18 protein-coding genes are annotated in these 21111 nt (G+C 66.8%); 10 read left to right on the forward strand and 8 right to left on the reverse strand.

The window, feature by feature from the left end:
* The first annotated feature begins 202 nt into the window (after positions 1-202).
* The 5 genes from G154_RS07655 to G154_RS07675 are packed head-to-tail and all read left to right on the forward strand — an operon-like array spanning position 203 to position 5737.
* Positions 203-1453 carry a GTP cyclohydrolase II gene (locus tag G154_RS07655; RefSeq protein ID WP_031601362.1) on the forward strand — a complete coding sequence of 417 codons (1251 nt, stop codon included), beginning with the start codon at positions 203-205 and terminating at the stop codon, positions 1451-1453.
* Positions 1450-2646 carry a URC4/urg3 family protein gene (locus G154_RS07660; RefSeq protein ID WP_019510190.1) on the forward strand — a complete coding sequence of 399 codons (1197 nt, stop codon included), beginning with the start codon at positions 1450-1452 and terminating at the stop codon, positions 2644-2646. Before G154_RS07655 ends, G154_RS07660 begins: the two co-directional genes overlap by 4 nt.
* A gap of 18 nt (positions 2647-2664) precedes the next feature.
* Positions 2665-3300, forward strand: coding sequence for a uracil phosphoribosyltransferase (upp, locus tag G154_RS07665; protein WP_019510189.1), 636 nt, complete (start codon positions 2665-2667; stop codon positions 3298-3300).
* Between the two features lie 16 nt (positions 3301-3316).
* On the forward strand, positions 3317-4876 hold the full coding sequence (guaA, locus tag G154_RS07670; protein ID WP_023985380.1) for a glutamine-hydrolyzing GMP synthase: 1560 nt from the start codon (positions 3317-3319) through the stop codon (positions 4874-4876).
* A 57-nt stretch (positions 4877-4933) separates the two neighbouring features.
* The gene (locus G154_RS07675) at positions 4934-5737 is read left to right on the forward strand and encodes a hypothetical protein (protein WP_131701297.1); all 804 of its coding nucleotides are present in this window, start codon (positions 4934-4936) and stop codon (positions 5735-5737) included.
* A 1-nt stretch (position 5738) separates the two neighbouring features.
* On the opposite strand, the gene G154_RS07680 is transcribed toward G154_RS07675, so the two are convergent.
* From G154_RS07680 to G154_RS07700, 5 genes are all read right to left on the reverse strand, one after another.
* Positions 5739-6671, reverse strand: coding sequence for a MerR family transcriptional regulator (locus G154_RS07680; RefSeq protein ID WP_019510187.1), 933 nt, complete (start codon positions 6669-6671; stop codon positions 5739-5741).
* 54 nt (positions 6672-6725) lie between these two features.
* Entirely contained in the window at positions 6726-7709 is a 984-nt protein-coding gene (locus G154_RS07685) for an alpha/beta hydrolase (RefSeq protein WP_023985382.1), read from the reverse strand.
* An 82-nt stretch (positions 7710-7791) separates the two neighbouring features.
* Complete coding sequence (locus G154_RS07690; RefSeq protein ID WP_023985383.1) at positions 7792-9723, reverse strand: hypothetical protein; 1932 nt, start codon at positions 9721-9723, stop codon at positions 7792-7794.
* Positions 9723-11348 (reverse strand): S53 family peptidase, encoded by a 1626-nt coding sequence (locus G154_RS07695; RefSeq protein ID WP_019510184.1) that lies wholly within the window; start codon positions 11346-11348, stop codon positions 9723-9725. The genes G154_RS07690 and G154_RS07695 overlap by 1 nt, the downstream gene beginning before the upstream one ends.
* A gap of 85 nt (positions 11349-11433) precedes the next feature.
* Positions 11434-11682 (reverse strand): hypothetical protein, encoded by a 249-nt coding sequence (locus G154_RS07700; RefSeq protein ID WP_023985384.1) that lies wholly within the window; start codon positions 11680-11682, stop codon positions 11434-11436.
* A gap of 302 nt (positions 11683-11984) precedes the next feature.
* Here G154_RS07700 and G154_RS07705 point away from each other — a divergent pair, with 302 nt between their 5' ends.
* Together G154_RS07705 and G154_RS07710 are read left to right on the forward strand one after the other, a co-directional pair.
* On the forward strand, positions 11985-12686 hold the full coding sequence (locus G154_RS07705; RefSeq protein WP_031601363.1) for a hypothetical protein: 702 nt from the start codon (positions 11985-11987) through the stop codon (positions 12684-12686).
* Positions 12679-14247 carry a DNA polymerase Y family protein gene (locus G154_RS07710; protein WP_031601364.1) on the forward strand — a complete coding sequence of 523 codons (1569 nt, stop codon included), beginning with the start codon at positions 12679-12681 and terminating at the stop codon, positions 14245-14247. Before G154_RS07705 ends, G154_RS07710 begins: the two co-directional genes overlap by 8 nt.
* Here the strand turns inward: G154_RS07710 and G154_RS07715 are convergent.
* Complete coding sequence (locus tag G154_RS07715; protein WP_023985386.1) at positions 14238-15290, reverse strand: nucleoside hydrolase; 1053 nt, start codon at positions 15288-15290, stop codon at positions 14238-14240. The two genes, G154_RS07710 and G154_RS07715, sit on opposite strands and share 10 nt — an antisense overlap.
* A gap of 23 nt (positions 15291-15313) precedes the next feature.
* The gene (locus tag G154_RS07720) at positions 15314-17308 is read right to left on the reverse strand and encodes an SDR family oxidoreductase (RefSeq protein ID WP_023985387.1); all 1995 of its coding nucleotides are present in this window, start codon (positions 17306-17308) and stop codon (positions 15314-15316) included.
* 227 nt (positions 17309-17535) lie between these two features.
* On the opposite strand from G154_RS07720, the gene G154_RS07725 reads away from it, so the two are divergent.
* The 3 genes from G154_RS07725 to G154_RS07730 all read left to right on the forward strand — a co-directional run bounded on the left by G154_RS07725 (position 17536) and on the right by G154_RS07730 (position 20092).
* Positions 17536-18150: a LysE family translocator gene (locus tag G154_RS07725; protein WP_019510177.1), complete on the forward strand. Its 615-nt coding sequence runs from the start codon at positions 17536-17538 to the stop codon at positions 18148-18150.
* A gap of 435 nt (positions 18151-18585) precedes the next feature.
* Positions 18586-19062 (forward strand): putative immunity protein, encoded by a 477-nt coding sequence (locus tag G154_RS25885; RefSeq protein WP_081649950.1) that lies wholly within the window; start codon positions 18586-18588, stop codon positions 19060-19062.
* 274 nt (positions 19063-19336) lie between these two features.
* Positions 19337-20092 (forward strand): alpha/beta fold hydrolase, encoded by a 756-nt coding sequence (locus tag G154_RS07730; protein ID WP_019510175.1) that lies wholly within the window; start codon positions 19337-19339, stop codon positions 20090-20092.
* 203 nt (positions 20093-20295) lie between these two features.
* On the opposite strand, the gene G154_RS07735 is transcribed toward G154_RS07730, so the two are convergent.
* On the reverse strand, positions 20296-21000 hold the full coding sequence (locus G154_RS07735) for a class I SAM-dependent methyltransferase (RefSeq protein ID WP_019510174.1): 705 nt from the start codon (positions 20998-21000) through the stop codon (positions 20296-20298).
* Positions 21001-21111: the final 111 nt, after the last annotated feature.

Consider the following 21111-nt stretch of genomic DNA (forward strand, 5'->3'; position numbering starts at 1 on the left):
GGGCTGTTCCTTTCGCGCATGGCTGCAGGCGTCAGGGTCGGGTACCCCACCCCGACGGAATTGACACCGGCGTTCGTGGTTCGTCGAATACCGTTCTCGGACTGAGATATTCGCGTACCCTGTGCGTCTTCCATCGCGCTGATACGATGCGAGGGACAAAGCAGTCTCTGGTTGCGCGATGGTGTTCTGCGAAGGAGTCGACGTGGGAACGGATCGCACCGACGCGCGCCACATCCGGTTGACATCGCACAGCGGTGGACCGCTGGCGCCACCCATCAGGTGGGGGGCGCCCACGGCTGCCGAACGCGGACCGATCGTCGGCACCACCGGTAACCGCGCACATCGCAACGTGATCGGCACCCACAGTGGCTCCTACGGCGTCTACCGTGCGCTTGCGGTGGCCGCCGGGGCGCTGTCACCGCAACACCGCGCCGACCTCACCAACACCATGCCGACCGATGTCATCGGTCCCCACCCGCAGTGGCAGAACCCGGAGGCGATCGTCAGCCTCGATCCCTGGGGTGCGGCGGTGGCCGACGTGTTCGCCGACCAACTGGCCGCCGATCACGACATCCGGCCGACGATCGCTGTCACCAAGGCCCACGTGATGCTGCCCGAGGTCGCCGAGGCGATGCAGAAGGGCAGGCTCGTCCCGGACGGGACGGTGCTGCTCGACGGGGGTGCCGCGGTGGTGACGAAGGTGGCCGTCGAACCGGTCTGGTATCTGCCGGGGGTTGCCGCCCGGTTCGGGTGCACCGAGGCCGCGCTGCGGCGGGCGTTGTTCGAGGAGACCGGCGGGATGTATCCCGAACTGGTCACCCGTGGCGACCTGGAGGTGTTCCTTCCCCCGATCGGCGGTCAGACGGTCTACATCTTCGGCGACCCGCGACACCTCGCCGATCCGGCGGTCGAGCTGACCGCCCGGGTACACGACGAATGCAACGGTTCCGACGTGTTCGGCTCGGATATCTGCACATGTCGGCCCTACCTCACCCACGCCATCGAGGAGTGCATCGCGGGAACGCAGCGCGGCGGCGTCGGGTTGGTCGCCTACTCGCGCAAGGAAGGCCGCGCCCTCGGTGAGGTCACCAAGTTCCTGGTCTACAACGCTCGCAAACGTCAGGAAGGCGGCGACACCGCAGACCAGTACTTTGCGCGCACCGAATGCGTTGCGGGCGTGCAGGATATGCGCTTCCAGGAGCTGATGCCCGATGTCCTGCACTGGCTGGGCGTCACGCGCATCCACCGCCTGGTCTCGATGAGCAACATGAAGTACGACGCGATCACCGGATCGGGGATCAGTGTGGGGGAGCGGGTCAACATCCCCGACGAGCTGATCCCGGCCGACGCCCGCGTCGAGATCGACGCCAAGATGGCCGCCGGCTACTTCACCCCCGGCCCGGTGCCCGATGCCGACGACCTGAAGAGGACGATCGGTCGGGGGTTGGTGTGAATCCGGCGCAGACCCTGCGCAGCACCACCGAGATCCGCGCCAGGGCCCACCATCTGCTGGCCCGCGCCCGCGCCGGTGACTCCGCGTGGTTCACCGTGCACGACGAGGCGCTGCCCGGCGCGGCCGCCGAAGTCGCCGATCTGACCCTGCGCCGCTTTCCCGACCTGGACATCCCGTTCCACAGCCGGTGGCGGCACTTCGAGGCCGGCGGAGTGCGGCGCACCCTGGATCTCGACGGCCTCGACGCGGCCGGACGCGCCCGCGCGATGATCGATCTGGCGGTGGTCAGCGTCCTGCTCGACGCCGGGGCAGGCCCCGACTGGCGTTATCGGGAGGACGGCCGGGAGTTCAGCCGGTCCGAGGGGCTGGGCGTCGCCAGCTGGCACGCCTTCACCGCCGGGGTGTTCTCCTCGGACGCGCACCGGCCGCTACAGGCCGACGCGGCAGGTCTGCTCGGCCTGGACACCGTGGAACTGGCCACCGCCATGCAGGTGGGCCTGACCAATCCGCTGGTCGGCTTCGACGGCAGGGTCGACGTGCTGCGCCGCCTCGGTGCGGCCCTGGCCGAGAGGCCCGACGCGTTCGGCGAACCCGGTCGCCCCGGCGGACTGTACGACCTGTTGATCACCGATCCGACGGCACCGACGATCGCCGCGCACGACATCCTGACCGTACTGCTGACCACGCTGTCGCGAATCTGGCCGGCCGACAACACCATCGAGGGTGAGCCGCTCGGGGACTGTTGGCGCCACAGGGCGGTCCCCGGCCTCGGGGCGACCGCCGGCTGGATGCCGTTCCACAAGCTCTCCCAATGGCTGACCTACTCGCTGCTGGAACCGTTCACCTGGGCGGGTGTGCAGGTGACCGGCATCGACGCGCTGACCGGGCTGCCGGAGTACCGCAACGGCGGCCTGCTGCTCGACACCGGTGTGTTGACGCTGCGCGATGCGGACTGGGCATCGCAGACCTGGGCACCGGCCGACGAGTTGGTGGTCGAATGGCGGGCCCTGACCGTCGCGCTGCTCGACGAGGTGGCCGACCTGGTGCGCGCCCGGCTGGGACTCGGGGCGGACCGGCTACCGCTGGCGTGCGTACTGGAGGGCGGAACCTGGGCCGCCGGACGCGAGCTGGCGCAACGGTTGCGCGGCGGACTGCCTCCGTTGACCGTCAGCAGTGACGGCACCGTCTTCTGAAAACGCGAAGGAGCGTCGATGACCCTGCCCTCCCAGGTGCATGTGATCGACCACCCGCTGGTCACCCACAAACTGAACACCCTGCGCCAGAAGGACGTTTCCACCAACAGTTTCCGACGGTTGGTCAGCGAGGTCTCGGCGCTGATGGCTTACGAGGTGTTGCGCGACATCCCGCTGCACACCGAGCAGATCGAGACGCCGCTGGAGACCATGACCGCGAGCGTGATCGACGGCAAGAAGCTGGTGTTCGTCTCCATCCTGCGTGCCGGCGGCGGAATCCTCGACGGCATGCTGAGCCTGGTGCCGAGTGCCCGGGTCGGCCATATCGGCCTCTACCGCGATCCGAAGACCCACGTCGCCGTCGAGTATTACTTCAAGGTCCCCGACGACCTGCGCGAACGCGATGTCGTGGTGGTCGATCCGATGCTGGCCACCGGGCACACCGCGATCGCCGCGATCGACCGGCTCAAGGAGCACAGCCCGCGTTCGGTCAAGTTCGTGTGCCTGCTCACCTGCCCGGAAGGGCTGGCCGCCCTGCACGGAGCGCACCCCGACATCCCCGTCTACACCGCGGCCATCGACCGGCAGCTCGACGAACACGGCTATATCGTTCCGGGCCTCGGCGATGCCGGGGACCGGCTGTTCGGCACCTGAGCACTAGACTGTCCGGGTGGAATCAGCTTCAGTACGTCCGGTGCTCGTCATCGACTTCGGTGCGCAGTACGCCCAGCTGATCGCGCGACGCGTCCGCGAGGCGCGGGTGTTCTCCGAGGTGATCCCGCATACCGCGACCGTCGAGGAGATCAAGGCGCGCAACCCGCAGGCGATCGTGCTCTCCGGCGGGCCTGCCAGCGTCTATGCCGAGGGCGCGCCGCGGCTGGACCCCGCGCTGTTCGATCTCGACCTGCCGGTCTTCGGCATCTGCTACGGCTTCCAGGCCATGGCCCAGGCGCTCGGCGGCACGGTGGCCCACACCGGCACCAGCGAGTACGGCCGCACGGAGCTCAAAGTCACTGGCGGGGAACTGCATTCCGAACTCCCCGGGATCCAGCCGGTCTGGATGAGCCACGGTGACGCCGTCACCGAGGCGCCAGAGGGATTCGACGTGGTGGCGGCCAGCTCGGGAGCACCGGTCGCGGCCTTCGAGAACCGGGCACGGCGACTGGCCGGCGTCCAGTACCACCCCGAGGTGCTGCATTCGCCGCACGGACAGCAGGTCCTGAGCCGGTTCCTGCACGAGTTCGCCGGTATCGGGGCCAGCTGGACCCCGGCCAATATCGCCGATCAGCTCGTGGCGCAGGTGCGCGAGCAGGTCGGCGAGGGCCGCGCCATCTGTGGTCTGTCCGGCGGGGTGGACTCCGCCGTCGCCGCCGCGCTGGTGCAGCGGGCCATCGGTGACCGCTTGACCTGTGTGTTCGTCGATCACGGATTGCTGCGTTCCGGGGAGCGGGCACAGGTGCAGCGTGATTTCGTGGCGGCCACCGGCGCCAAGCTGGTCACCGTCGACGTCGCCGACCGGTTCCTGGAGGCTTTGAGCGGGGTGACCAACCCCGAGGGCAAGCGCAAGATCATCGGCCGCGAATTCATCAGGGCGTTCGAGGGTGCGGTCCGCGATGCGGTCGACGTATCCGGCGGCGAGGTCGACTTCCTGGTGCAGGGCACGCTGTATCCCGATGTCGTCGAGTCCGGCGGCGGTTCGGGCACCGCGAACATCAAGAGCCACCACAATGTCGGCGGCCTGCCCGACGACCTGAAGTTCACCCTCGTCGAGCCACTGCGGCTGCTGTTCAAGGATGAGGTGCGCGCGGTCGGTCGTGAGCTGGGTCTGCCCGAGGATATCGTTGCGCGGCAACCGTTCCCGGGGCCGGGACTCGGAATCCGCATCGTCGGTGAGGTGACCGCCGAGCGGCTGGACACTTTGCGACGGGCCGATGCCATCGCCCGCGAGGAGCTGACCTCGGCCGGACTGGATCACCAGATCTGGCAGTGCCCGGTGGTGCTGCTCGCCGACGTCCGATCGGTCGGGGTGCAGGGTGACGGACGCACCTACGGTCACCCGATCGTGCTGCGTCCGGTCTCCAGCGAGGACGCCATGACCGCCGATTGGACGCGGGTGCCCTACGAAGTGCTGGAACGCATTTCGACGCGGATCACCAACGAGGTGCCCGAGGTCAACCGGGTGGTGCTCGACGTCACGAGCAAGCCACCGGGCACCATCGAGTGGGAGTGATCGCGCTGCGCTCCTGAAACGTCCCGGCCGACGAACGGCATCTGCTAATTTGCCGTCATGGTCAATAAGTCGGTTCGTCGAGGTGTGCTCGCCCTTGCCGTGTTGGCACTGCTCGGGGCCGGTTGCTCGAAGAAGGCCGATGAGCCGACGGCTGCGCCTGCTGGTTCTGTTGCGGCGGAATCACATTCGGGCTGCAGTACGCGCGCCACGCGTCCGGTGCAGGTGCGTGTCAAGCAACAGGAGCAGGCGCCGGAACCGGAGGTCAAACCCGAACCGCCGGACGGTGTCTACGGAGACCCGGAGGCCGCGAGCCGCTACTGGGTCCAACAGTCCCAGGGCGATTGTGGGCTGATGGCCACCCGGATGGTGATCGGCGAGGTCAACGGCAACCCACCCTCGGAGCGGGAGATGATCGACCTCGCGGCGGCCACGCCCAGTGAGTGCAGTCCCGGCGAGCCCGTCTACGACGAGAGTTTCGATCCGAGCGACGGCGGCATCGGGCACGGCACCTGCACGACCGACCTGCTGCTTCTGCTCGATCACTTCGGGATCGAGGCCGACTACACCAACGATTCGGTTGCTTCCGAGGGCGGACTGGACACCGGGATGGACGCGCTGCTGGATTATCTGAACGACGACCGGCAGGCGATCGTGTGCGTGAACTCGAAGATCATCTGGGACACCGAGGGGGATCGGACCGGTTGTGGTCACCTGATCACCGTTGCGGCAGTGGATGTTCCGAACGATATCGTCTATCTGGGCGACAGTGGCGGTGATGACACGCGTGGCGAGCAGGTCAGCACTGACGTGTTCGAACAGGCGTGGAGCGCAGGCGACCACGAGCTGTTGGTCACCGGCTGAGCTAGTCGGATTGCTGCTCGGCCTCTTTGTCGATCAGGTCACCGAGGATCTGGCCGACCGCCGACTCGATCGTCGACTCGATGGAGAACGAGAGCGTCGAGGAGACCGCGGAGACGGCCTGGGTGCGAAACCGCACCAGCGTCGTCAGCAGTTCGGCGATCTCGGTGTCCGGCGGCAGCGCCGCACCGGGGTTGATGCGGTGCAGCACCTCCTCGATCCCCGCCTGAACCAGGATCGCGCTGATCTGGTCCACCAGCGGGGCGATCTGCTCGTGCAGACCGATGAGCTTCTCTGGTGCCACGCCGTACTGGCGCAGCTCGTTGAAAGTCTCGATCAGCTTGGGGCGCACGATGATCGCCGCTTCATCGTCCTGCCCGGGGTCGGCATCCTCGACCTTGATGATCCCGAGGTCGACCATGCGGGTGAACCCGGCATCGTCGTCGACGAGTTCACGCGCATCCGACAGGCTCATCCGTTCCGGCTTCTCGGCGGCCCAGCTGCCGGCGATCGCCGATTCCAGCCCGAGCAGGTCACCCACACCCTTGCCCTGTTCCCACGCGGAGAGCATCTCGTGCACATGGGCGATGTTGTAGCCGCGATCCAGCAGCGAGGTGATCAGTCGCAACCGGGTCAGATGGGTGTCGTTGAACAGGGCGATCCGGCCCACCCGCAGCGGCGGGTGGAGCAGCCCGCGGTCACGGTATACCCGGATGTTGCGGGTGGTGGTACCGGCCAGCTGAGCCAGCTCTTCGATGCGGTACTCGCCCGAGGCGGCAACGCCGTGCGGCTGTACGGCGGCATCGAAGAGTTGGGTCACCGCGTTCTCGACGACATCGCGTGAACTGCGTCGGATCTGTCGCGGTGCCCGGCGCAGTCCGAGCAGAATGGTCGAGATCGCGCCTGCGGACTGCCGCGGGGGTTTGGGTGCCGTCATGCGATCGCCGTCATGAATCGGACTCCCCGCATCAGTCGAAGATACCTCTCGGCCTCAGCCGACGGCGCGGACCGCGTTTTGTTGCAGCGCCTCGGTGAGGAAGGTCGTGATCGTGCGCATGGCAGGTACCGCCTCGGGGGAGAGCCTCGGCAGGGCCTGGAAGACGTGCACCTGGTCGGGCCATATCTGCAGTTCGCTGGTGCCGCCGGCAGCCCGGATATCGGCATGCAGGGTGCGGGCGTCGGATTGCAGCATCTCCGCGCCGCCGGCCTGGATCAGCGAGGGCGGCATCCGCCGGCCGCCCGCGACGTCGAGTGTCAGCCTGGCGTCGGCGATATCGGCGTCGGCGCAGTACAAGTTGATCAGCCGGGCGGCGTCGGCGGCACGGATCGCGGGGTCCTCGCGCAATACCTCCCGAGCGCGCGCCAATCCGAACGTCAGGTCGACCAGCGGCGAGAGCAGGGCCATGGCAGCCGGATGTGGCACATCCGCCTGCAGCAGCATGTCGACGCTCAGGTGGCCACCGGCGGAGTCCCCGGCGATCACCATCTGGGCCGGGTCGAATCCGCCCTCGGTGCACAGCCAGTCCCATCCTGCGCGCACGTCGTCGGCGGCGGTGGGGAAGCGGTACTTCGGCGCCAGCCGATAGTCGATGCAGAACACCGGCAGACCGGTCAGCCGGGCCAGCCAGCCGGTCAGTCGGCGGTGCGTGCGCGGGGAACACAGGGCATAGCCGCTTCCGTGCACGTAGTAGATGGCCTGGGTCGGGGTGCCCTCGGTGGCCCCGGTGCCGCGCACCCATTCACCGACCACACGGCGGCCGTCGGGTAGTCGGACGTCGACGGGTTCGACCTCGATTCCGTGCAGTGACGGTCCGAAGGTGTCCATGACGCTTGCGATGATCTGCCGGGACGCCCACAATCCCCACGCTCGTTCGGGTGGGAGAACCGCGCTGATCTGCCGCAGGGTGAGGCAGCTGATGGCCGCGGCACCGCGAGATCTCAGTGAGCCGCGGGCGGGAAGAGCGTGGTCGGGCATCCGGACCTCCGTGGTGGGAACGTCCGACGAGTACACCGCCAATTGGTGACATTTGTCAATGTCAATATCTCGTGCGTCATGCCTACCGGGGTGGGTCGCCGCGCCAGCTGAAGCTGTTGACGTACTTGCCCATGTCCAAGGCAAGCTGCAGGTTCGCCGCCGAGGGCTTGCCTGACCCGAAGTCCGGACCGAACGCGCGGTAGGGGCCGATGGCGCCCGCGACCAACGCGAGGTCGTTCTTGACCGCGACCATGACGATGATGCGCATCCTGGTCGAACTGCTCATCGCGCCCTGCGGCCAGTAGTCGGCGGCCATCCCATAGCCGAGCTGGTACCCCACCATCGTGTTCGGGATCTGGTAGGCGGTCTGGGTGTCCGGGAAGGTCTTGTTCACCAGGTCGACCGCGATGTCCTTGGGTCCGCGTCCGGCGGCCGGTTCGCTGAACAACTGCATGGTGCCGCCGTCGCCGGCCTGCAGTACCGCGGTGATCCCGTTGGGATTCTTGGTGATCCGGTAGGCCGCATTCTCGACCGGGTAGGACACCGAGAACGATCCGTCGGCAGCGGTGAACCTGGGGTTGATCTCCACCCCCCGGCCCATCGGTGGGGTGCCGCAATCGGGTGGACAGGCGTACCGGGCCACGGGGTCGGTGATCAGTCCGGACAACCCGACCAGGCCGGCGGCGACGACCACGATGACCGTGCCGAGGATCAGCGACACGTTGCGGAACGACGTCTTGGGTGGTTCGGTGACCGTGAACTCGCCTGTGTAGAGCGAATATCCGGGCATCAGTCCCACCACGATCTCGCCGTCGGCAGGCTTCTCCTCGAGCCGGATCGGCCGTTCCTCGCGGCGGGTCCGGCGCGAGCGACGCGAGGATGCGTGCATGGCCGCACCGCACCTGGCGCAGAACGGGGCGTCCGGCACGACGTGGTTGCATTCGGTGCACAGAATCGGCTCGTCGGGGCGGATTTCGTCCTGGGCCTCGTTGAGAAGCGCGAGCTGTAATCCGATCCGCAGTGCGAACAATGCCAGCGCGGACAGCGTGAGATGGCCGGCCAATTGCAGGAATTGCGGGACACGTGCGACGTCGACCAGCCCGAGGGACAGGTAGATGACGATGACGACGACCGCGAACAGGACGAGGATTCCGCGGACCACGCCGCGGTGCTTGGTGATCTTGCTCGGTGGCCGGGTGAACCACAGCGCGGTACCGATCAACCCGCCGACCGCGGCCGCGGTCAGGGGCATCGCGATACCGCGGATGCCCGCCTCGACCAGTAGCCCGTCCAAGGGACGGGAACGATTGATCATGCCGGTGCTGAACTGGGGCGTCAGCCGTGACAGGGTGGCCGCGGCGGTGAACGTGACCGCACCCAGCGCCCCGATGGCGTAGCCGTCCAAGGATTCCCGGTCACCACGCCAGGCCAGCCGGACAGCCACCGCCGGTGCCAACATGAGCAGCATGCTGCCCAGTGGGATACCCATGCCGTCGCGCAGGATCCGCGCACCGGCGACGCCGGCTCCCAGCGGCACCCCGTAGGCGCGGGCCACCGCGGCGCCGGTCAGCAGCACCCACCCCACGCCGAGTCCGATGCCCAGCACGACGGTGAGAATCAGCGATGACCGCGGGATATCGCGGGAGACCCCAGATTCGCGGATGTAGAGGCCGAACAGCAACGGCAGCCCGAGGGAGGCCACCGTGATCAGTGCGGCGGGCATCCGCAGCAGGGTGGCCGCGGTGAGTGCGACGGCCAGCAGCACCAGACCCATCAGGAACACCCTGCGTGCCCGCGGGGACAGGTGCGGGAACAACGAACTCGTCAGGGCGGGGGCCAACAGGGATTGTCCGGGAGCCGCGCTGAAGGTACGCGCGCGTAACCAGTGCGGGCCTTCACCGCTGCGGTGCTCGGCGAGCGGGACACCACACAGCCCGCAGTATTCGCCGTCCGGTACGTCGACCCGGCAGACCCGGCACTCCACCATCCCCGGCGCGGGTGCGGTAGCGGTCATCAGGCCTGAACTTTCTGTGCGAGTTGCAGATTGCGGACCAGATTGTCGACATCGGGACTGCCCAATCCGGTGACCAGGTCATACCCGGGGCCCGCGACGTCGACGGCGTTACCGCCGAGGGTGATGTCGCGGAATGCCGGTCGGGGCGCGCCCTGGGCGATGCGATAGAGCAGCGGGTTGATATCGCCGATCAGCTGGCCGTCGTGTTCGAGCAGCCACTGGTTCATCACCGCGGTCAGTCCGGCCCAGATGGGCGCCGACTGCGAGGTGCCACCGCCGGTGATGAACTGACCGTTGAGAACGATCCGGACACCGGTGAACGGATCGGCCACCGCGGCGACGTCGGGCGTCATCCGGCGGCCGATATCCCGTTCTGGCGCAACGACTCCGACGGCGCTGCGTTGCCAGGGCGGCAGATCGAAGAGGTTCGAGACGCCACCGCCGGTGCCCTGGGACAGCGGAACGTCGAACCAGGTCTGCTCTGAGATCCATTGGCCTTGGGCATCGGTGGACAGGGTGGTGCCGCCGACACTGGTCATCTCGGGAAGTGAGGCGATCGAGTCGAGGCCGATGTCCTGGGCGCTCGGGGGCGAGGACCAGTCCTGTCCGCCACGGCATTCCATACCGGCGAGATCACCGCTGGCATTGAAGGCGGTGGTGCCCCGCGATTGCGCCGCCCGCAGTGCCGAACGCACCGGGGCCACGTCCGCGGCGGTGATCAGCTTGTCGCAACCCCAGCCGATGGAGAAACTCCAGACCGCGCCGGGGAACCGGCGGTCGGTGTCTTCGAGCATCTGGCCGATCTTGCGGTAACCGCCGCCACCCTCGACGGTCGGATGGGCATTGACCACGACCTTGCGGGCGTCGGGAGCAATGGCGTGGGCGACTTGTAGGTCCATCGACAATTCGCCGCGCGTTTCACCGGGCATTCCGCCGACGATCTCCGGGGTGAATTGCGGCAATTTGAATGCAGAACTGAATTTGTCCAGATCGGATTGGTTGAATCCGTCGAAGGCGAAGATGACAATGGTGATTCCCTTGCCGGTGAAACCGTCTGCGACGAGATCGTCTGCGTTGTAGGTGTTCAGCAGTGCCGCGGGTGTCAGGCCTTGGGCAGGGACATCGAGCGGTATGTGGTCGGGGCGCGACATCTTGTGCGGTGTGTAGCTGAGGATCCGGCCGATCTCGGCGACCTCGTGGCGCAGGTGGTCGGGCACCAGCGGTTGCTGCGGGGAGGCATAGAACTGCTGGCCGCGGCGACCGCGGTAGTCACGCACGGAAACATCGAAGGCGCGCTCCACGTCGCCCGGCGCGCCCGTGACGATCGCCCAGTCGTCGCCGGGGCGCCACTGGACGTCGAGGTCACGGTCGGCGGCCCAGTCGATGAACGCGTCCGGTTCGGCATCGTCGGTGAGGCTGGCGGTGAACTCGATGTGCTGTTCACGGGCCGGCCCGAGATCGGTCGAGGCTTCCAACAGCGAAGCGTAGGGGCCTCCGATGGGGCCTTCGGTCCCGTTGTCGCCGGCATGCCGGCGGTCCAGGACCAGGATCGTGCCGAGGACGAGTGTGCCTGCCAAGGCCAACGCGGTCAGCGAGCGAACCGAAAAAGCAGCCCGAATGGTCATGATTGAAGTGTGCTCGCTAAAAGTGGGTTCGCAACGGAAAGCGGGCCCAGAAAAGCATCTGGACCCGCTTGCCGTCGTGGGTTTGTCAGTCGTGGAAGTTGGGATCGAACTGCGGAGCGGTCGGCGGCGGGGTGAAGACGGTGACGCCGGGGTTGACCGACTTCTCGGTGGGCGCCACGGTGGGCTCCGACGTGGTGGTCGTCGTCGTGGTGGTGGTTTCTTCGGCAGGCTTGTCGCTGTCGCTGCTGCACGCGGCGGTGAAGCCGATCATCGCGAAGATGGCGGCACCACCAATCGCAGCCGAAACCTTACGACTCAGAAGCGTTGATGCCATTTCTTTAGGTCCTTTTCCTTTTCCATCTGGGTGGATCCTCGGTCGGCGCGTGGTCCGCGAAAACCGTGTGCAGCAGTCCCATTCCGTCGGGATCTGGTGGCAGAAACTGTAACGCAATGGCGGTATCGGTGCATTCCCTTACCGACGGCTGCTCTTTTCGTGTTCGCCGCAATCCCGACCTCCTACAGGTGCGTCGGGTGGCTTGACGCTGCCGCGGGCTAGGTGTTTACTCGAGCGATCGAACAAGTGTTCGAAAAAAGTGGGTTGCTGATGATGCTGGAGGTGCTGCTGTGACGGTGGCGATGAACCTGGAGCAACATCGAAAACAGCGCGCTGAACAGGTAGAACAGCTTCGTCGCAGAATAGCCGAGGTCTCCGACAGGATGGGCGCCGGACCCACCGGCGCGAGGAGTGCGCAGCCCTCGTCACGCGTTGCAAATAGTTTGCCAGCGCCGGACGAAACGCCGCTCGGACCCGGCGCGGACATGTTGCCGGTACCGGTACTGGCGAGGGGCTCGGTGGCGGTGCTGTCCGGGGCCCGGTCGCTCGGACTGCAGTTGGTGGCCGCGGCCACCGCGGCGGGCGAGCACGTGGCCATCGTCGGGCAACCCGATATCGGTCTGCTGGCGGCGGTCGAGATGGGTGCCGACCTCGGCCGGATCGCGGTGATACCCGATCCGGGGCCGGACCCGGTGGAGGTGGCCGCGATCCTGCTCGACGGTCTGGATCTGGTGATGCTGGCATTGCACGGCCGGTCGGTACCGATCAGCCGGGCGAGGGCGGTGACCGCACGGGCCCGACAAAAGGAGTGCACGCTCCTGATCACCGACGGCGACTGGCAGGGGGCATCGGTCCGGTTGGATGCCAGGGTGCACGGCTATGACATGGCCGCCGCAGGCCCCGACGGCCCGGTGCCGGGCCGGGGACGGATAGCCGGGGTCCGGTTGGCCACCCGAACCAGGGGGCGGATGCCCGGCCGGCCCCGCCTCGCCGCGGGTGGCTGACGTGTCCAGGGTGCTGGCGCTCTGGTGCATGGATTGGCCCGCGGTCGCCGCGACCACCGCGGCCGGATTGGGTGCCACCGACCCGGTGGCGGTGACCCTGGCCAACCGTGTCATCGCGTGCTCGGCGGCGGCCAGGGCCGCCGGGGTGCGCCGCGGCCTGCGTCGCCGGGAGGCCCAGGCGCGCTGCCCGCAGCTGCATGTCGCCACCGCGGATCCCGCCGGGGACGCCAGGCACTTCGAGGCGGTGACCGCCGCGGTCGATGATGTGGTGCCGCGAGCCGAGGTGCTACGGCCGGGACTTCTGGTGGTCTCCATCCGCGGTGCCGCCCGCTATTTCGGTTCCGAACAGGCCGCCGCGGAGCGGTTGGTCGATGCAGTGGCCGCGGTGGGTGCGGAATGTCAGACCGGTGTCGCCGACCAGTTGGGCACCGCGGTCTTCGCGGCCAGGGCGGGCCGGATCGTCGAACCCGGGCAGGACGCGGTGTTTCTGTCCGCGCTGTCCATCCGACAGTTGGCCGCCGAACCGAGTCTCGCGGGCCAGGGTCGGGAGGAGTTGACAGATCTGCTGTGGCGGATGGGGATTCGCACCATTGGTCAGTTCGCCGAGCTGTCCCGGACCGATGTGACCTCCCGGTTCGGTGCCGATGCCCTGCACGCACACCGGTTCGCCCGCGGGGAGGCCGACCGCGGCCCGTCGGGACGCGAACTGCCCGCAGATCTGGACGTTGTCATGAATTGTGACCCGCCGATCGACCGGGTGGATGCCGCGGCCTTCGCCGGCCGTTCACTGGCCGGTGAACTGCACCGCAGCCTGGAATCTGCCGGTGTCGGCTGCACCCGGTTGGCCATCCAGGCCGTCACCGCCAATGGTGAAGAGCTGAACCGGGTCTGGCGATGCGCCGAGCCGCTGACCGAGGATGCCACCGCCGACCGGGTGCGCTGGCAGCTGGACGGCTGGCTTGCCCGACGGCATGGCGGGCAGGGGCCCACCGCGCCGATCACGGTGCTGCGCCTGCATCCGGTCGAAGTGGTCTCGGCGGGGGCGCTGCAACTTCCGCTGTGGGGCTCCTCCGGTGATGACGACCGGTTGCGGGCCCGCCGAGCCTTGGTACGGGTGCAAGGCCTGCTGGGGTTGGAGGCGGTACGGGTGCCGGTGCTCAGCGGTGGCCGGGGCCCCGCCGAGCGCATCACCTTGACCGCACTCGGAGACGAACCGGTGCCCAGGTTCGATCCCGAGCAGCCCTGGCCCGGTCAACTGCCCGAACCGTCACCGGCGGTGCTGCTCGATGATCCGGTGGAAGTAGTGGACGCCCAGGGCGAACCGGTCCGGGTGACCCGGCGCGGGATGTTCTCCTCGTATCCGGCGCGGCTGGAATCGGCTTGCCACGGAGGGGATCTCACGTGGTGGGCCGGTCCGTGGCCGGTCGACGAACGCTGGTGGGATCCGGCGAGTGCGAAATCCGGTCACACCGCCCGAGCCCAGGTGCTGACCGCGCCAGGGCGGGCGATGCTGCTGTGCTACCGCCAACGCCGGTGGTACGTGGAGGGCATCTACGAGTAGCGTGCGGCGAACGGCCCGACCCGTCCGACATAGCGGTCGAAGAATTCGGCCGGATCGACCTCGACGCCGATGCGGGCGTTGGGTTCCCGTCCCCAGTGGCCGCGCCAGTCGACCACGGTCATCGCCCTGGTGAGGGTACCGGTCAGCTCGACATCGACGGTCGCCTCGCGGCAGCGGACCAGATCCGGATCCAGCGCGACCGCGGCCGCCAGCGGATCGTGCAGATGTGCCAGATACCCCTCGCCCTGGTCGAAGTGGAACTCGAAGTAGAACCGCATGGCGTCTTCGAGAACCCGGATCACCGGATTGGCCGCCGTCGACCGCGTGCCCCGGTCGTCCAGGACGCTCAACGGTGCCGAAGGCGAACCGGCCGCGGCGGACAGTCGGGCCAGGACGGACGGTGTCATCGCGATGTGCTCGGTGATGTTGAGGCCCAACACGATCGGTAGATGCGTCGGGGTGCTCAATCCCCAGGCGGCACTCCACACCGCGAACACCTCGGCGGCGGCCTCCGGGTCGACATGGGTGTTCCACTCGGCCACCGGGGTGGTGTTACCGCGGTAGTCGAAGGCGCCACCCATGATCACCAGCCGCCGCAGCAACCGGGGGAGTGCGGGCTCCACCCGCATGGCCAGCGCCAGATTGGTCAACGGTCCGGTGGCCAGGCCGATGAGCTCACCGGGATGTGCGCGGGCGGCCTTCACCCAGGCGTTCGCGGCGTCATGTTCGGTGAGCACCCGGTCACCGGCAGGCAACGTGGCGTATCCGAGACCTTCGGGTCCATGGGTGTCCTCACAGGTGCGCAACGGGATGCTCAGTGGCCCCGCGGCGCCCGTGGACACCGGGATGTCTGCCGCATCGAACAGATCCAGCAGTCGCAGGTTGTTGATGCTGACCTGCTCGACCGGGACATTGCCCGCCGTCGAGGCGATACCGACCAGCTCGGCGTCGGGGCTGGCCAACAGATAGGCCAGCGCCATCGCATCGTCTACGCCGGTATCGACATCGGCGAACACCGGCTGGCGCGTCTGGGGCCCTGTCACGTCACCACGATAGGTGTGGCCTGCTACCAGTGCACACCCGGAATCGCTCGGACCGCGCGCTTGACCGGTCGCGGCATCCGCACAGCGCGCACAGCGCGCGCCGGGCGCCGGGGCTGGCGCGCTGGCACGGCCACCTCTTCCTCGGGTGCCTGGCCGCGGGCCGCCGCGGAATCCGGGTAACCCAGATAGAGCTGATGCAGCACGCGCCGGGACAGTCGTGGCGTGAAGTAGGTGCCCAGATCGGCCAGCGTGCCCAGTGGGGTGTCGATGCGCGACGGCTTCTCGATCAGCCCGCGCACCACCATCGCCGCGGCGTGCTCGGCGGTGATGGGTGGAACCGGATTGAGCCGGCGCGATGGCGCGATCATCGGGGTGCGCACCAACGGCATGTGGATGTTGGTGAAAGTGATGTGATCGGACAGTGTTTCGGTGCCGACCACTTCGGAGAACGCGTCGAGGGCCGCCTTGGTCGGCAGGTAGGCGCTGTACTTGGGGCTGTTGGCCTGCACGCCGGCGCTGGACACGTTGACCACGTGTCCGAACCGCCGTTCCTGCCAGTGCGGCAGCAGCGCAAGCACCATCCGCACGGCGCCGAAATAGTTGACCGCCATCACCCGTTCGTAATCGTGCAGCCGGTCGGTCGAGGCCGACACCGACCGCCGGATCGACCGACCGGCATTGTTCACCAGGTAGTCGACGTGGCCGAACCGCCCGAGAATGTCCTTGACCGTGTGCTCCACCGAGCCGGAATCGGTGACGTCACAGGTGAAAGCGTGGGCGTCCCCTCCCTCGGCGCGGATCTCGGCGATCAGTTCGTCGAGTGCATCGGCGTTGCGGGCCAACGCGAAGACCGTGGCGCCGCGGCGGGCCACGGCGACGGCCGAGGCCCGTCCGATACCGCTGGACGCCCCGGTGATCACGACATGCCTGCCCACCAGCGGGCCCTTCGGATCATCGCGACGAGCGCGGTCCGGGTCCAGGTTCTGCGCCCAGAATCTCCACAACTTCGGTGCGTACGAGGCGAATTCGGGCACCTCGATACCCGTTCCCGCGAGTGCGTTCGTGGTGCGATCGGCGACGAACGTCGGTGCGAGGTCGACGACATCGAGGATCTCGGCGGGCACCCCGAGTTGGGTGGCCGCCATGTTGCGCACGATCTTGGCGCGGCCGGTTGCCTTGAGGACGGGGGATACGGCGGCCCCGGGGAGCGAACCGACCAGCGGCGGCAACCCGGCGGCCTTGGCCACACCACGGTAGATGCCGCGCAGCCCAATGGTTTTCGGAGCCGTGAGATGGAACGTGCGGCCATCGCCGTCGGCGATGTGCATCAGGTGGACCATGGCGTCGACCACGAAGTCGACCGGGACGATGTTCGTCCGGCCGGTATCGGGCAGCACCATCGGGGTGAACCCCGGCAGCACAGCGAGCTTGGCCAGGATGGGAAAGAAGTAGTACGGCCCGTCGGCCTTGTCCATCTCGCCGGTGCGGGAATCGCCGACCACGACGGCCGGACGGTAGATCCGCGTGCGCAGTCCGGGTTCGGCGCGCACCAATGCCTCGGCCTCGAACTTGGTCTGGTGATACGGGGTGGGCAGATACTGGCCGACGTCGAAATCGTCCTCGGTGTACTCACCGACGAAATCGCCGGCCACCGCGATCGAGGACACGTGGTGCAGGGTCGCTCCCCATTTGCGGGCTGCCGCGATGACCGCGCGGGTGCCCTCGACATTGGCGGCGCGCTGGATGCCCTCGGGTGCGGTCATGTCATAGATCGCGCCGCAGTGCACCACATGATCGACGGGGTCGACCTCGGCGCCGTCCAGACCCAGGTCCGGTGCGGTGAGGTCACCTACCAGCGCATTCACCCGCGGACCCCAACCCGCGGCGAGCTTTTCGAAGCGGTGCAGCGATCCGCGTCGCACGAGCACCGAGACCCGTGCCTCGGGATCTCGTGCCAGGAGGCGGGCGATGACCCGGCTGCCGATAAACCCGGTACCGCCGGTAACGACATAATGCATGCGGGCCATGGTCGTCTGTGTGGCGGCGTACGTCAACAGTGGGGTTTCGGGACTCGCGTCACATTCTCGCGACGAGCGTCACCTCGATTGCATGTATGACACGACCATGAGGCAACTTCCCGCGGATCCTGCCGGCGCAAAGAGTTTGCTGCACTGACAGACGCTCTGCTTGTGGGGCTACGATCGGCGAGCGGACGAAGTCAACGAAGGCGAATGGGGCCCTGCCGATGAGCATCGCGTTTCTCGTCACCACTCTTGTTGTCGTGGCCACCCCTGGAACCGGGGCCGTCTACTCGATAGCGACCGGGCTCGCCCGCGGAGCCAAGGCCGGCATGGTTGCGGCTTTCGGGTGCACACTCGGCGTCTTACCTCACATGATTGCCGCGATCACCGGGCTGGCTGCACTGCTCAACTCCTCGGCAGTCGCGTTTCAGACGGTCAAGTGGGTTGGTGTTGCGTACCTGCTCTACCTGGCTTGGCAGACCTTGCGCGATAAGTCTGTTCTCGACGTCGGCGACATCGCGCAACCACCCGCCTCAGCGTTGCGGATCATCGCCACCGCCATTCTGATCAACCTCCTCAACCCCAAGCTGACCATATTTTTCTTCGCGTTCCTGCCCCAGTTCGTTACCGTAGGGACGCCCAATGGCACCTGGCTGATGGTCGGACTCAGTGCGGTGTTCATGGCGCTCACCTTCGTGGTGTTTGCGCTCTACGGCGTCTTCGCCGCCACCATGCGCGCACAAGTCATCACTCGACCCAAAGTCGTTGCGTGGCTGCGCCGCACGTTTGCCGCCACCTACCTGTTGATGGCAGGCCGGCTCGCGTTCGAGAGCCGTTAGCGCCGACCCAAGATCTGGTCGACCGTGACCGCCGCTACCAGTAGGCAGGCCAGTCACTAACCCCACTGCAACTGATGGCCTACCGAGGAAATCTCTGCTGCTGATCGAATCCCGTTTTCGTCGAGCATGGTCTGCGTGTCGAGACCATCGGACACGGTGGCGAAGACTTTCCGAGGGCTCGGAACACGCGATTTCGTGATGGTCAGCCCTGGGGCGGCCTCAGCGCAATCGCCCGCGGCTGGTTTCATGCTGCTCACCTCCGCGCCGCCGGCTGTTGGCGCAACGGGCAGCCGTACCAGCTACGCAACACCGACGCCTCGTCGCCGCGCACCACTTCGTCGATCGGCAGACCAGGATCAACGCCGCCCGTCATCAACACGGTAGAACCATCGCGGCCCAACAACGCCGCAGGGACGTGGGTGGGAGCATGACACGGTGACCGACCCTGCAAAGAAGGGGACGAACCCCGATCCACTTACGCACAAGGCGCTCGCGCGGTGGGCCGCCGAATGCGCAGAGCGCGCGCTCCCGATCTTCGAGACCACTCATCCCGGCGATGCTCGACCGCGCACGGCCATCGGCACACTGCGAGCCTGGATCGAAGACAAAGTCCCCATGACCGCATGCCGCAGTGCAGCGTTCGCAGCTCACGCCGCTGCACGCGATGCCGAACAAGTCGGTGATTCCGCAGCTGTAGCAGCCGCGCGAGCAGCGGGTCAAGCAGCAGCGGTCGCACACATGGCCAACCACGCTCAGCACGCCGCAACCTACGCGGCCAAAGCCGCCGGCCTGCACGCCTCCGACAGCCAGAGCAACCAAGCCGAACGCGACTGGCAATGGACCAACATCGACCCAGAGTTTCGCCCGCTGGTATTCCCGAAGAGCATTCACCAGCCGCGTGACTCGGGCTAGGAACTTTTCATCTCGCCCGACTCGACCGTACCCACCAAAACCGCACTGGGGCTTCCTCAGTCTGGGGCCGCTACCGGGGCCAATTCTTGTCGGGAACCCACGTTCGCATGCAGTGAGGCCATAGTCTCCCCATACGATCTAGGCAATGAAGACGCCTCATTTACCGTCTCGTCATATCGGACAAACCGGCTTGGTGTTGTTCACGACGAGTTTCTGGGTCGAAGGCAGTCAACCTTGGTGACAAGCAACAGGCTGCCGATGAAGGAGGACCTGCATGGTGACGATCGCACTGCACCACGAACGCTATGGTGCCGCTGAGGGAGCGATACCTCTGGTGCTCGTCCATGGCGGCGCAGGCAGCATCCAGACCGACTGGGAATTCGCTATACCAAGGTTTTCTCGCGGCAGAGTGGTATTTGGCGTCGATTTACAGGGCCACGGCCACACCCCGCACGTCGACCGGGCCTACACATTCGAGAACTCCGCCGACGACATCGCCCACTTGGTGCGAGAGCTGGGATTCGCCTGTATCGACATCATGGGCTTCAGCAATGGAGGTCCTACCGCTCTGCGGTTTGCACAGCGCCACCCGGAGTTGGCTCACCGAGTCGTTGTCGCGTCGGGAATGACTCGACGAGACGGAATGGTCGACGGCTTCTGGTCCAACTTCGAGGACCCGCAAGTCGAAGACATACCAAGCGATCTCGCCAATGCCTATCGCCGAATCAATCCTGACCCCGACGATCTGCGGCGCATGTTCGAACTCGACATTGCCCTCATGCGCGGGTTCGTGGACTGGAAAGATGAAGAAATGGCCGCAATCAAGTCACCCGTTCTCTTCATCGGGGGAGATCGTGATGTGGTCACTCCGCAGCATGTGGTTGCGATGGCTGCGGCGGTGCCAGACGGACGGCCATTGGTGATGCCGGCGGGCCATGGCGACTACCTGGGCATGTCCCATCTGAATGAGCTCGACTCCGATCTTGCTGACGCCTGCCTCACAATCGTTCGACGGTTTCTATCCGAGTAGTCCGAAGCCGAAAGAGGTCCTCACGGCATGGGCTCCACCTGTGTCGTGGTTTCTGAGGATTCGAGCTCGTTCAGTTCCCGGCTCACCCGGAAGTACGGCCCTCCTTGGGAATGCAAGTCGGCAGCGACGTGGAAAACGACTCCCCATCGACGAGCTCGTTCGAAGAGTCTGCGACCGATGAGATCCCGCCACTCCCTGCGGGACTAAGTGGTCCGTGCGAGCCAGATGGTGCGCTGCCCGCACCTCGGGTCTTCGACGGCGTGGGCGATGACTGCGAAGCCGTTGTCGGCGAGCAGAGCACGGTATTCAGCCGGGTCGAGGCTGGCGTGGTAGAGCGGTTCGCCTCGGTAGTTGCCGATCTGTTCGCCGGCTGATGGGCCGGTGTTGAACATGAGCGCGGCACCAGATGCCGCGTGTCGCGCAATGATCGGGAACATGCTCCGTTGATGTTGTGGTGAAAGATGAAACAGGCTGTCCCATGCGATGATCCCACCGTATCGGCCATCGAGCGCCAGCGAGCGCATGTCGGCGACATCCCATCGATGGTCCGGGAAGCGCGTCCTGGTCATCGTGATCATTTCACCGGAAGAGTCGACCCCGTGAAGCCGGCATCCCTGGTTGATCAGGTACTGGCCGATCGGTACTGCGGTCCCGCAGCCCAGGTCCAGGACGGTGCGACACTGATCGGGTAAGCACGCCACGAATCGGTCCAGCCACGCGCGTTCGATCAGCCGGTCACCCCGGTCACGCGCCCACGCCTTGGCGTGACGGTCGTACAACGTGATCACCTGATCGGCGTCGGGATGCTCGTCAACCACACTGCCCAGTATGGCCAGGTCGAAACGTGGAGCTCCGGCTGATCGGCTGGCGAAAACCGCCAGATGGCGGATCGCGGATGTGGCACCCACGAGGCGACGATCAGGTGGTGACAACACGGTTCGACAAACCATCCATTACCGCGCGCACGATGCGTCATGCGTCCAGAGGCGGCCACTTCACCAGCATCGACACGGCGCGGG

It is taken from the genome of Mycobacterium sp. VKM Ac-1816D, from assembly GCF_000416385.1.
GTDB lineage: Bacteria > Actinomycetota > Actinomycetes > Mycobacteriales > Mycobacteriaceae > Mycobacterium > Mycobacterium neoaurum_A.